This is a genomic window from Nocardioides lianchengensis (assembly GCF_900101465.1).
Lineage (GTDB): Bacteria > Actinomycetota > Actinomycetes > Propionibacteriales > Nocardioidaceae > Nocardioides > Nocardioides lianchengensis.
Genome location: NZ_FMZM01000012.1, coordinates 1 through 12,500, shown reverse-complemented (window position 1 = coordinate 12,500; position 12,500 = coordinate 1). Strand labels below are relative to the sequence as shown.

Annotated in this window: 10 protein-coding genes; 9 read left to right on the top strand and 1 reads right to left on the bottom strand. The window is 69.7% G+C overall.

Annotated elements, in window-relative coordinates; all coding sequences use genetic code 11:
* Positions 1 to 310: 310 nt before the first annotated feature.
* Positions 311 to 1,540, bottom strand: coding sequence for a DUF349 domain-containing protein (locus BLT76_RS19805; protein ID WP_090860038.1), 1,230 nt, complete (start codon positions 1,538 to 1,540; stop codon positions 311 to 313).
* A gap of 148 nt (positions 1,541 to 1,688) precedes the next feature.
* Between BLT76_RS19805 and BLT76_RS19800 the strand changes: the two genes are divergently transcribed.
* From BLT76_RS19800 to BLT76_RS19760, 9 genes are all read left to right on the top strand, one after another.
* Positions 1,689 to 2,399: an MBL fold metallo-hydrolase gene (locus tag BLT76_RS19800; protein WP_090860037.1), complete on the top strand. Its 711-nt coding sequence runs from the start codon at positions 1,689 to 1,691 to the stop codon at positions 2,397 to 2,399.
* A 16-nt stretch (positions 2,400 to 2,415) separates the two neighbouring features.
* A complete protein-coding gene (gene hisS / locus BLT76_RS19795; protein WP_090860036.1) occupies positions 2,416 to 3,771 on the top strand; it encodes a histidine--tRNA ligase in 1,356 nt (451 codons plus the stop codon).
* Positions 3,768 to 5,546 (top strand): aspartate--tRNA ligase, encoded by a 1,779-nt coding sequence (aspS, locus tag BLT76_RS19790; protein ID WP_090860035.1) that lies wholly within the window; start codon positions 3,768 to 3,770, stop codon positions 5,544 to 5,546. Before hisS ends, aspS begins: the two co-directional genes overlap by 4 nt.
* A 156-nt stretch (positions 5,547 to 5,702) precedes the next feature.
* The gene (locus tag BLT76_RS19785; RefSeq protein ID WP_090860034.1) at positions 5,703 to 6,728 is read left to right on the top strand and encodes an ABC transporter permease; all 1,026 of its coding nucleotides are present in this window, start codon (positions 5,703 to 5,705) and stop codon (positions 6,726 to 6,728) included.
* 65 nt (positions 6,729 to 6,793) lie between these two features.
* Positions 6,794 to 8,545 carry an ABC transporter substrate-binding protein gene (locus BLT76_RS19780; RefSeq protein ID WP_090860033.1) on the top strand — a complete coding sequence of 584 codons (1,752 nt, stop codon included), beginning with the start codon at positions 6,794 to 6,796 and terminating at the stop codon, positions 8,543 to 8,545.
* Positions 8,546 to 8,644: 99 nt separating this feature from the next.
* Positions 8,645 to 9,652: an ABC transporter permease gene (locus BLT76_RS19775; RefSeq protein ID WP_244509498.1), complete on the top strand. Its 1,008-nt coding sequence runs from the start codon at positions 8,645 to 8,647 to the stop codon at positions 9,650 to 9,652.
* The gene (locus BLT76_RS19770; RefSeq protein ID WP_090860031.1) at positions 9,649 to 10,746 is read left to right on the top strand and encodes an ABC transporter ATP-binding protein; all 1,098 of its coding nucleotides are present in this window, start codon (positions 9,649 to 9,651) and stop codon (positions 10,744 to 10,746) included. The genes BLT76_RS19775 and BLT76_RS19770 overlap by 4 nt, the downstream gene beginning before the upstream one ends.
* Complete coding sequence (locus BLT76_RS19765) at positions 10,746 to 11,975, top strand: ABC transporter ATP-binding protein (RefSeq protein ID WP_425287098.1); 1,230 nt, start codon at positions 10,746 to 10,748, stop codon at positions 11,973 to 11,975. Before BLT76_RS19770 ends, BLT76_RS19765 begins: the two co-directional genes overlap by 1 nt.
* A gap of 78 nt (positions 11,976 to 12,053) precedes the next feature.
* The coding region (locus BLT76_RS19760; protein WP_244509497.1) for an AAA family ATPase at positions 12,054 to 12,500 on the top strand (447 nt) is incomplete at its 3' end.

Sequence of the window (12,500 nt, the reverse complement as noted above, 5' to 3'; positions counted from 1 at the left end):
AGCAGAGTGGGTCTCGATACGCCCGACGCGACTTCGTTCCTCAGTCGCGGCGTGCTACTCGACCACCGATGCCACGCACCGATGCCACGCACCGATGCCACGCAGCGAGCTCACTGCGTGACATCGGTGGTCGAGTAGGCGGTCGCGGCCGAGCTCGCGAGGGCGCGAGCGACGTATCGAGACCCCTCCTGGTCGCGCGGACGGGACGGTTCGCGCCACGGGGGTGAGTCTCGATACGCCCGTCGCGACGTCGTTCCTCAGTCGCGGCGTGCTACTCGACCACCGATGGACTTGTCGGGCTGAGCGGAGCTCAGCCCGAGAAGTCCGCGCTGGCGCGCTTGGCCATCTCGAGGAACGACCGGCGGGACTCGAGGTTCTCCTCGAGGTCCTTGATCTTCTTGTCGTTCCCGGCGGCACGGGCCTTCTCGAGGTCGGCCTCGACCTTGGCGATGGCCTGCTCCAGCTTGGAGACCATGTCGTCGGCGCGGGCCGACTTCTCGGGGTCGGACTTGGCCCAGGCCTCCTCCTCGACGGCGCGGATGGCCTGCTCGACCTTGCGGATCCGGGCCTCGAGGTCCTTGATCCGGTCGCGCGGGACCTTGCCGGCGGCGTCCCAGCGGTCCGCGATGTCGCGGAAGGTGCGCTTGGCGGCGTCGACGTCCCCGACCGGCAGCAGCGCCTCGGCCTCGACGAGCAGCGCCTCCTTGACCTCGGCGTTGGCGGCGAACTCCTGGTCCAGGGCGGCGTTCTCCGCGTCGCGAGCGCCGAAGAAGGCGTCCTGGGCGCCCCGGAACCGCTTCCAGAGGGCGTCGTCGACGTCCTTGGGGGCCGGCCCGGCGGCCTTCCACTGCTTCATGAGGTCGCGGTAGCGCCCGGCGGTCGGGCCCCACTCGGTGGACCCGGCGAGCGACTCGGCCTCCGTGGCCAGGCGCTCCTTGATGGCCCGGGCGCCCTCGCGCTGCTCGTTGAGCTCGGCGAAGTGCGCCTTGCGGTGCCGTGTGTACGCCGTGCGGGCGGTCGAGAAGCGCCGCCAGAGCGCGTCGTCGGAGGCCCGGTCGATGCGGGGGAGCGCCTTCCACTGCTCAAGCAGGTCGCGCAGCCGGTTGGCACCGTGTCGCCAGTCGGTGCTCTCGGCGATCTTCTCGGCGTCCGCGACCAGCTGCTCCTTGGCCGCCTTGGCCTCGGCGGACTTCTGGGCCCGCTCCTCGCGGCGCGCGTCGCGCTGCCGGGCGATGATCGGCCCGAGCGCGTCGAGCCGGCCGGCCAGCGAGATCAGGTCGCCGACGGCGTTGGCGTCGACCACCTGCGCCTTGACGGTCTTCACCGACTCGGCGGCCTCCTCGGGGGACAGCACCCCCGAGTTCACCCGTTGCTCGAGCAGCTCGACCTCGAAGGCGAGGGCGGCGTACCGCTCGGTGAAGAAGGTGAGCGCCTCGTCGGGAGTCCCCTCGGGGTACTGCCCGACCGAACGCTCGCCGTCGGCGGTCCGGACGTAGACGGTGCCGTCGTCGTCGACGCGGCCCCACTCATGGCTCGTCACTTGCTGATCCCTCTTCGCATCTTCGGGTCGCACGCGGGCGGTACGTTGCAGGCGCCTACTCTAGTCACGCCTGCGCCCGGTGTGAGGAAGGTCGTCACGGCCCGGAACCGGTGCGACACCACCGGGGCGCCCTCGGTAGTGTGGGCGAGTGTTGATCGCCGGCTTTCCCGCGGGTCCGTGGGGCACCAACTGCTACGTCGTCGCCACCGGCGCCGGGAGCGAGTGCGTGGTGATCGATCCCGGCAAGGACTCGGCCGAGGGCGTCGACCAGGTCGTCCGCGAGCACGGTCTGAAGCCGGTGTCGGTGCTGGTCACCCACGGGCACGTCGACCACATGTGGTGCGTCGCCCCCGTCGCCGGCACGTACGACGCCACCGCGTGGATCCACCCGAGCGACCGGCACCTGCTCGCCGACCCGATGGCGGGCATGTCGCGCGAGACCACCCAGATGCTGCTCGGCGGCAACTACGAGTGGGCCGAGCCCGACGACGTCCGCGAGCTGGCCGACGACCAGGTGCTCGAGCTGGCCGGCCTGCGCTTCGTGGTCGACCACACCCCGGGCCATACCGAGGGGTCGGTCACCTTCCGCACGCCGTACGCCCAGCAGGACGTCAGCGAGGTCATGTTCTCCGGTGACCTGCTGTTCGCGGGCTCGATCGGGCGCACGGACCTGCCGGGCGGCGACCACCCCACCATGCTGCGCAGCCTCACCACCAAGGTGCTGCCCCTCGCCGACGACATCGTGGTCCTCCCGGGTCACGGTGAGCAGACGTCCATCGGTCGCGAGCGCGCGACCAATCCCTACCTGCTGGACCTTCTCGACGACGGTCCGGTGGGCCGAGTCCCCCAGGGTCACTGAGAGGCCTCTGACACCCATGGCCACCAAGACCAGCCCGCTCAGCGGGTTTCCCGAGCTGCTGCCTGCCGCCAGGTCCGTGGAGCGCGCGGTCATCGCGTCGCTCTCCGACACCTTCGAGCTGCACGGCTTCGCCAACATCGAGACGCGCGCCGTCGAACCCGTCGACGTCCTCCTCGGCAAGGGCGAGACCTCCAAGGAGGTCTACCTCCTGGAGCGCCTGCAGAAGGAGCAGGGAGGGTCGGACGCCGGCGTCGGGCTGCACTTCGACCTGACCGTCCCGTTCGCCCGCTACGTCCTCGAGCACGCCGGTCACCTGGAGTTCCCCTTCCGCCGCTACCAGGTCCAGCCGGCCTGGCGCGGCGAGCGCCCGCAGGAGGGTCGCTACCGCCAGTTCACCCAGGCCGACGTGGACATCGTCGGCAAGGACGTGCTGCCGTTCCACCACGACGTCGAGGTGATGCGGGTGATGGTGGAGGCACTCGACGCGCTCCCGATCCCCGCGCTGAGCTTCCAGTTCAACAACCGCAAGCTGATCCAGGGCTTCTACGCCGGCCTCGGCCTGCCCGACGTCGTCGCGGCGATCCGGGTGATCGACAAGCTCGACAAGCTGCCCGCCGAGAAGGTCGCCGAGCTGCTGGTCAGCGACGCGGGGGCCACGCCGGAGCAGGCCCAGCAGTGCCTGGACCTGGCCACCATCCGGGTCGCCGACACGTCGTTCGTCGAGCAGGTCCGCGCCCTCGGGGTCAGCCACCCGCTGCTCGACGAGGGCCTGGCCGAGCTCGAGGCGGTCGTCGCCGGCTGCTCGGCCGGGGAGCGGCGGCACGTCACCGTCGAGGCCAACCTGCGCATCGCGCGCGGGCTGGACTACTACACCGGCACGGTCGTCGAGATCTTCATGGCCGGCTACGAGCGACTGAAGTCGGTCGGCGGCGGCGGGCGCTACGACGCGCTGGCCAGCGACGGCCGTACGACGTACCCCGGGGTCGGCGTGTCCTTCGGCGTCTCCCGCAGCATCATCCCGCTGCTGGCCGACGGCGTCCTCGCGGGCAGCCGGCCGGTGCCGAGCGCCGTCCTGGTCGCCGTCACCGACGAGGACTCCCGGGCAGCCAGTGATGCCGTGGCCGCCTCGCTGCGCGCTCGACGCGTGCCGTGCGAGGTGGCCGCCTCCGCCCAGAAGTTCGGCAAGCAGATCAGGTACGCCGAGCGTCGCGGCATCCCGTTCGTCTGGTTCGTCCAGGACGATCCGGACGGGGGAGTCTCCCACCAGGTCAAGGACATCCGATCGGGGGAGCAGGTCGCCGCGGACCCGGCCGCCTGGACCCCACCCACCGACGACCTGCGACCGCAGGTCGTCACGAAGGAGCACCAGTGATCCGCACCCATGACGCCGGCAGCCTGCGCGCCGAGCACGTCGGCCAGACCGTCACCCTCGCCGGGTGGGTCGCCAACCGGCGCGACCACGGCGGCGTGGCCTTCATCGACCTGCGCGAGGCCAGCGGCATCGTCCAGGTCGTGATCCGCGACGAGGAGGTCGCCCACCAGCTGCGCGCGGAGTACTGCCTGAAGGTCACCGGCGAGGTGACCGCGCGCAAGGCGGGCAACGAGAACCCCAACCTGGCCACCGGCGAGATCGAGATCGTGGCCACCGACGTCGAGGTCCTCAGCGCCGCGGCGCCGCTGCCGTTCCCGATCTCGGACCACGTGGACGTGGGGGAGGAGGTGCGTCTCAAGCACCGCTACCTCGACCTGCGCCGCAACGAGCCGGCCCGCCTGATCCGGCTGCGCAGCCGGATCAACAAGGCGGCCCGCGACGTCCTGGACCGCCACGACTTCGTCGAGGCCGAGACGCCCACGCTGACCCGCTCGACCCCGGAGGGCGCTCGCGACTTCCTGGTGCCCGCACGCCTGCACCCCGGCAGCTGGTACGCCCTGCCGCAGAGCCCGCAGCTGTTCAAGCAGCTGCTGATGGTCGGCGGCCTGGAGCGCTACTACCAGATCGCCCGGTGCTACCGCGACGAGGACTTCCGCGCCGACCGGCAGCCGGAGTTCACCCAGCTCGACATCGAGATGAGCTTCGTCGACCAGGAGGACGTCCTGGCGCTGATGGAGGAGGTGCTGGCCGAGATCTGGGCCCTCGAGGGCCACGAGATCCCGCGCCCGGTGCCGCGGATGACCTACGCCGAGGCGATGCGTCGCTTCGGCTCCGACAAGCCCGACCTGCGGATGGGCCAGGAGCTCGTCGAGTGCACCGAGTACTTCGCCGAGACCCCGTTCCGGGTCTTCCAGGCCGAGTACGTCGGCGCCGTGGTGATGCCCGGCGGCGCCAGCCAGCCGCGCAAGCAGCTCGACGCCTGGCAGGAGTGGGCCAAGCAGCGCGGTGCCCGCGGACTGGCCTACGTCCTGGTGCAGGAGGACGGCGAGCTCGGCGGTCCGGTGGCCAAGAACCTCTCCGACACCGAGAAGGCCGGCCTGGCGGCGCACGTGGGAGCGCAGCCGGGCGACTGCGTGTTCTTCGCCGCCGGCGCCACCAAGTCGAGCCGGGCGCTGCTCGGCGCTGCCCGCCTGGAGATCGGTCGCCGCGGCGGCCTGATCGACGAGTCGGCCTTCGCCTTCACCTGGGTGGTCGACGCGCCGCTGTTCGAGCCGTCCTCGGACGCCGTCGCGAGCGGCGACGTCGCGGTCGGCGCAGGCGCCTGGACGGCCGTCCACCATGCCTTCACGAGCCCCAAGCCGGAGTTCCTGGACACCTTCGACACCGACCCCGGCCCGGCGCTCGCCTACGCCTACGACATCGTCTGCAACGGCAGCGAGCTCGGCGGTGGCTCGATCCGGATCCACCGCGAGGATGTGCAGAAGCGGGTCTTCGAGGTGATGGGCATCGGGGAGGACGAGGCCCAGGAGAAGTTCGGCTTCCTCCTCGACGCCTTCAAGTACGGCGCGCCGCCGCACGGCGGCATCGCCGTGGGCATGGACAGGATCTGCGCGATCCTCGGCGGAGCGGAGTCGATCCGCGACGTCATCGCCTTCCCGAAGTCGGGCGGCGGCTTCGACCCGCTCACGGCGGCCCCTGCGCCGATCACGGCCCAGCAGCGCAAGGAGGCCGGGGTCGACGCCTCACCGGCGAAGGAAGTCCCGGCACAGGACTGATCCACCGGACGGCCCGTCCCACCCGTCGAGACCAGATCGTTACTCGCGGGTGATCGCCGGGCCGGGTACGGGTCACATAGAGTCGCGGGCGGCGAGCCGAGAGGTTCGCCGCCCGCAACTCATTTTTTTCGGGCCCGATCACCAGATGGGGAGAGCATGTCGCTGCCGCCGGTTTCCTCCGAGACGCTCGGGCACCTGAGTGACGAAGCGCCCCAGGCGCCGGAGGCGGGCAAGGGCAAGGGACCGGTCAAGAGCCAGTCGCCGCTGCAGATCGCTTTCGGCCGGCTGCGTCGCGACAAGGTCGCCGTCGCCTGCGCGGTCATCGTGTTGTTCTTCGTGCTGATCGCGATCTTCGCGGGGGTCATCGCCAACGCCGTGGGCGTCGAGACCGGCCCCGGCAGCCCCGCCACCGAGCTCGACTACCTCGGTGACGGCATGCCGCTCAACGGCCCGCCGCACTACGGGTTCGACCCCAATCACCCGTTCGGCATCTCGCCGAGCACGGCCGAGGACAACCTCGCGCAGTGGCTCTACGGCTGCCGCACGTCGCTCACCGTGGCGGCGCTGTCGACGATCGTGGCCTCCCTGATCGGCGTCACCATGGGCCTGCTGGCCGGATTCCTCGGCGGCATCGCCGACCGGATCATCTCATTCGTCACCGACCTGTTCCTGACGCTGCCCTACATCCTGATCGCGCTGATCATCGCGCCGATCCTCAACGAGCGGTTCGCGCTCAAGCCCGACATCTACCCGCAGGCCCAGCTCTGGTCGCTGGTCGCCATCCTCGCCGGCTTCGGCTGGATGTCGGTCGCCCGACTGGTCCGCGGTGAGGTGCTGTCGCTGCGTGAGCGGGAGTTCATCCTCTCCGCCGAGGTCATCGGCATGCCGACGCGTCGGATCATGCTTCGTGAGCTGCTGCCCAACCTGGTGGCCCCGATCGTCGTCGCGGTCTCCCTGATGCTGCCGGCGTTCATCGCCGCCGAGGCCGCCCTGGCCTACCTCGGCATCGGCATCACCCAGGGCGAGTCGTGGGGCCAGACCATCAGTCAGGCGACGAAGTACTTCAAGACCTACCCGCTCTACCTGTGGGAGCCGCTGATCGGCATCGTGGTGCTGGTCGTCGCGCTCAACCTGCTCGGGGACGCCATCCGCGACGCGGTGGACCCCAAGACCCGTCGCTGACGGGCACTCAATTGTGGTCACGGGCTTGGGTCTGTGGCACGGATGAAGAGGAAAGGCACAACACGATGAAGCGAACCAAGTCGCTTGCCGCTGTTGCGTGCGTCGCGCTCATCTCCACCCTGGCCGCCTGTGGCGGCGACGGTGGGGGCGGCGGCGGGAGCACCCCCAGCGACCAGAAGTTCGAGGAGGCCGGTGCCGGCTTCGCGAAGGTCGCCGACGCCGAGGGTCCGGCCCCCGAGATCGAGGGCGCCGCGACCGGAGGCGACGTCACGGTCTACGTCCCGCTCGACGAGGGACCGGAGGACCTTGACCCGACCAACGGGTGGTCCGTGCTCGGCAACTCCATCCAGCAGGCCCTGACCCACCGCTCGCTCACCCAGTACCGCAAGAACGACGAGTCCGGGGAGATGGAGCTGGTTCCCGACCTCGCCACCGACCTCGGCACGCCCAACGACGACTTCACGGAGTGGACCTTCACCGTCCGTGACGACGTCAAGTGGGAGACGGGCGACCCGATCACCCCCGAGGAGATCAAGTACGGCATCGAGCGGAGCTTCGACTCCGAGACCTTCACCTCGGGTCCCGGCCAGGTCTACTCCGTCGAGAACATCGACTGCGGCGACGGCTACGCCGGCCCGGCCGACGGCGACTGCTCCGGCATCACCGTCGAGGGTCAGGACATCACCATCAAGATGGTGAAGCCGTTCCCGGACATGGACTTCTGGGGCTCGTTCATGGCGATCGGCCCGATCCCGCTGGAGAACTCCGACTTCCCGGCCTACGGCCGCAAGCCGCTCTCCAACGGTCCCTACAAGATCTCCGAGTTCCGCCCGACGGAGTCGCTGACCCTGGTGAAGAACGACCAGTGGGACCCGGCCACCGACCCGGCGCGTCACCAGTACGTCGACTCCTGGACCTTCAAGTTCAACCAGGACCAGCAGAAGACCGACCAGATCCTGCTGAGCGACAGCGAGCTGTCCTCGACGGCGATCTCCTACCGGCTCGGCGCGTCCAACGCCACCGACCTGAAGAGCAAGCTGGGCGACAACTACATCCAGCAGACCGGTCAGTGCGTGTCCTACCGTGCGCCCGACTACACCAAGATCACCGACATCAACGTCCGCAAGGCCATTGCCTGGGCCTACGACTTCGACAACGTGACCCTGGCCGGCGGCAACATCCCCGGCGTCACCCGGATCCCGGCCAGCACCCTGATGCCCCCCGGCATGTCGGGCCGCAAGGAGTACTTCCCGGACGGTGAGCAGTTCACCTACCAGCCCGAGAAGGCCAAGCAGCTCCTCGAGGAGGCCGGTCAGACCGGCATGACGCTGACCTACGTCTACGACGACTCCGACGCCACCCTGAAGGCCGCCGCCGAGGCGGAGAAGAAGGGCTACGAGGCCGCTGGCTTCAAGGTCGAGATGATCCCGTACCAGGAGGACTACTACGCCCTCTACGACGACAAGGACAGCGACATCAACAAGCGCCTGAACCTTCGTAACGTCAACTGGTGCTCGGACTGGCCGTCGGCGTCCACGATGATCCCGCCGCTGGTCCAGGCCGGTCAGCCCTACAACACGGCGTTCTTCGACGAGCCCGACGTGCAGAAGGCCATCGACGACATCGCCACCCTCCCGGCGGAGGAGCAGCCCACGGCCTGGGGCGACCTGGACGAGATGATCGGCACGGAGTACTTCCCGCTGATCCCGCTCGCCTACCGCAACGAGCTGTACGGCGCCGGTGCCTCCATCGGCAACTTCAACGGTGACGGCGCGATGAGCTCGATCAACTTCAAGGACCTCTTCGTCACCCAGTGACCCGAGGTCCCGAGCTGATCGCTCGCGACCGGGATGGGGGTCGGGTTCGCCCGGCCCCCATCCTCCTGCCGTCCCCGTGCTCCCGGAAGGTCCCCACCCGTGTTCGCCTACATCGTCAAGCGTCTCCTGATCGGCGTCGTCACCATCGTCTTGGTGTCGATGGCCATCTTCGCCCTGTTCTGGTACGGCCCGTCGAGTCCGGCGCGGCCGATCTGCAACCAGGAGACCAGCAACCGGTGCACCCCGGAGCGGTTGGAGAACTTCGAGGAGCAGCTGGGTTACAACAACCCGATCTGGTCCGAGTACGGCGCCTACGTCAAGGGCGTCTTCGTCGGTCGCACCATCGAGATCGGCAACAGCACCATCGACTGTGACGCCCCATGCCTGGGTGTCTCGCAGCGCTCCCGGGCCCTGGTCTGGGACGAGCTGATCGAACGGCTCCCGGCGACGGTCTCCATCGCCGCCGGCGGCGCCGCGCTCTACCTGCTGCTCGGCGTGCCCATCGGGGTCGCGGCCGCGCGAAGACGTGGCAGCTTCGCCGACAAGGCGCTGGTCAGCAGCTTCCTGTTCATCAGCTCGGTGCCCTACTACCTCTTCGCCCTGCTCGCGTGGCTCTACTTCACGCTGATCTGGGACGTCCCCATTCTCGGCAGCAGCGGCTACACGCCACCGTGGGAGAGCCCCTGGGACTGGTTCACCGGCCTCCTGCTGCCGTGGATCTGCCTCGGCATCTTCGGCTGCACCCAGTACACCCGCTACACCCGAGGCGCGATGGTCGAGGCCCTGAACGAGGACTACATCCGCACCGCCACGGCCAAGGGGCTCGGGCCGCGGCAGGTCGTCTACCGTCACGGACTGCGTGCGGCTCTGGTGCCCGTCATCACGATCTTCGGCATCGACCTGGGCGTGCTGCTCGCCGGCACCCTGTTCACCGAGTACATCTTCGACATCCAGGGCATCGGTCGCTGGGGCCTGAGCGCGACGTACAGCCTGGACCTCCCGGTGGTGTCGGCCACGGTCTTGTTCGCGGCGATCATCATGGTCCTGAGCAACATCCTCGTGGACGTCATGTACAGCGCGCTCGACCCGCGGGTGCGACTCGCATGACCGCCACGCCCTCCGTCGAAAGGTCCGGCACCACCGTGTCCGACAGCGACCCGTTCCTCGTCGTCGAGGACCTCTCGGTCGAGTTCCCGACCCCGGACGGCCCCGTTCGCGCGGTCAACGGGGTCTCCTACACCCTCGAGCTGGGCAAGACCCTCGGCATCGTGGGGGAGTCCGGCTCCGGCAAGTCCGTCTCGAGCATGGCCGTCCTGGGCCTTCACGACCCCAAGCGCTCCACCGTCGCCGGCTCGATCCGGGTGGGCGGCCAGGAGATCGTCGGCATGGCCGAGCCGGGCATGCGCAAGCTGCGCGGCAACCAGGTCGCGATGATCTTCCAGGACGCACTCGCGGCCCTGCACCCCTTCTACCGCGTCGGTGCCCAGCTGGCCGAGGCCTACCTCGTGCACCACCCGAAGGCGTCCAAGCGCGACGCCCGGCGGCGGGCCATCGAGATGCTCGACCGGGTCGGGATCCCGCAGCCGGACGGTCGCGTCGACGACTTCCCGCACCAGTTCTCCGGCGGCATGCGGCAGCGCGCGATGATCGCGATGGGCCTGATCAACGATCCGTCCCTGCTGATCGCCGACGAGCCGACGACCGCGCTCGACGTGACCGTGCAGGCGCAGATCCTCGACCTGCTCCAGGACCTGCAGCGCGAGTTCAACTCCGCCGTCGTGATCATCACCCACGACCTCGGCGTGATCGCCGAGATGGCCGACGACGTCCTGGTCATGTACGCCGGCCGCGCCGTCGAGTACGGCGCCACCAAGCAGATGCTCACGCGGCCGGCCATGCCCTACACCTGGGGCCTCCTGTCGAGCGTGCCCGACGTGCAGGCCGACACCGACGCCCGGCTGATTCCCATCCCCGGCAACCCGCCGAGCCTGCTCGACCCGCCGCCGGGCTGCTCCTTCAACCCGCGCTGCGCGCACCGGGACAAGGTGCCCGGTGACCTGTGCCGCACCACGCTCCCCGAGCTGCTCCCGCTCGCCGCCGGCAGCAAGCACCTCAAGCGCTGCCACCTGGCCGACCCCGAGGCGGTCTACCAGAGCGAAGTGCTGCCCGAGATCGCCCCCGACCTGGTCGAGGAGGCCTGATGAGCGACGAGACGACGAGCCCCGACGACCTGTTCCACGAGATGGCCGAACAGGGCCACACCGCGGCCAAGCTCGACCCCCGGGCCAAGCCCGTGCTGACCGTCGAGGACCTGCGGATGTACTTCCCGGTCAAGGCGCCCGGCCTGGTCCGTCGCACGGTCGGCCACGTCCAGGCGGTCGACGGCATCTCCTTCCAGGTGCCCGAGGGCGGCTCCCTCGGCCTGGTGGGCGAGTCCGGCTGCGGCAAGTCCACGACCGGTCGGCTGATCACCCGGCTCTACAAGCCGACGTCGGGCTCCATGCAGTTCGGTGGCCGGGACCTCGCGACGCTCAGCAAGCGCGAGCTGAAGCCGGTGCGTCGCGACGTACAGATGATCTTCCAGGACCCCTACACCTCGCTGAACCCGCGGCACACGGTCGGCTCGATCGTGGGCGCGCCGTTGGCCGTGCACGACATCGTGCCCAAGAACCAGATCATGCCGCGGGTCAAGGAGCTCCTGGAGGTCGTCGGCCTCAACCCCGAGCACTACAACCGCTACCCGAACGAGTTCTCCGGCGGTCAGCGCCAGCGCATCGGCATCGCGCGCGCCCTCACGCTCAACCCGCGCCTGCTCGTCGCCGACGAGCCGGTCTCCGCTCTGGACGTGTCCATCCAGGCGCAGGTGATCAACCTGCTCCAGGACCTCCAGAAGGAGTTCGACATCGCGTTCCTCTTCATCGCCCACGACCTGGCGGTGGTCCGGCACTTCTGCCCGGAGATCGCGGTGATGTACCTCGGCAAGATCGTCGAGATCGCGGACCGCGAGACGCTCTACGCGACCCCGCACCACCCCTACACCCAGGCATTGCTGTCCGCGGTGCCTGACGTGAAGCAGGCGGCGGTCGGTGGCCGACGCGAGCGGATCATGCTCCAGGGCGACGTCCCGAGCCCGGTCAACCCGCCCTCCGGCTGCCGGTTCCGCACCCGTTGCCACCTGGCGCAGGACATCTGCGCCAAGGTCGAGCCGCCGCTGCTGCAGATCGGTCCGCGCCACAAGGTCGCCTGCCACTTCGCCGGCGAGCTGGGGAAGGCACCGGAGCGTCCGGTGACGACGGGACTGCTCGGCGTCGACGACCGGGGCAACCCGGACGCGTCGTCCACGGAGCCGGTCGACGTCGAGCTGATGACCGGGTCGGGCTACGAGGACCGCTGGTTCGACGTCGGCAGCCGTACCGTGGTCAGCGGCTGATCGCCGGGTTCGAGGCGCGCTCCGCTCGCACCTCGACCAGCGTCGTCACGGTTCCGGGCTCACCGTAGGGTTCCGGTCGTGGACGGACTCTTCGACGTGCCCCGCCCCGGCGGCGGGGGTGGTGGCTCCCTCGCGGCGAACACGCACGCCTCGGCGCCGCTCGCGGTGCGGATGCGGCCGCGCACGCTCGACGAGCTGGTCGGCCAGGAGCAGCTGCGGGCCCCCGGGGCGCCGCTGCGCCAGCTGATCGAGAACGACCAGTCGATGTCCCTGCTGCTCTGGGGCCCACCGGGCACCGGCAAGACGACCATCGCCTCGATCGTCAGCCAGCAGACCGACCGGCGCTTCGTCGAGGTCTCGGCGGTCTCGGCGGGGGTCAAGGAGGTCCGGGCGGCGATCGACTCGGCCCGGGCCCAGCTGGTGGCGACCGGGAACGAGACGGTGCTCTTCGTCGACGAGGTGCACCGGTTCAGCAAGGCCCAGCAGGACGCCCTGCTGCCCGGAGTCGAGAACCGCTGGGTGACC

Bases quoted from the DNA above. Each gene is read 5' to 3' on its own strand.
- hisS (WP_090860036.1), top strand. From the start codon at position 2,416: ATGGCCACCAAGACCAGCCCGCTCAGCGGGTTTCCCGAGCTGCTGCCT.
- BLT76_RS19785 (WP_090860034.1), top strand. From the start codon at position 5,703: ATGTCGCTGCCGCCGGTTTCCTCCGAGACGCTCGGGCACCTGAGTGAC.
- BLT76_RS19780 (WP_090860033.1), top strand. From the start codon at position 6,794: ATGAAGCGAACCAAGTCGCTTGCCGCTGTTGCGTGCGTCGCGCTCATC.
- BLT76_RS19770 (WP_090860031.1), top strand. From the start codon at position 9,649: ATGACCGCCACGCCCTCCGTCGAAAGGTCCGGCACCACCGTGTCCGAC.
- BLT76_RS19765 (WP_425287098.1), top strand. From the start codon at position 10,746: ATGAGCGACGAGACGACGAGCCCCGACGACCTGTTCCACGAGATGGCC.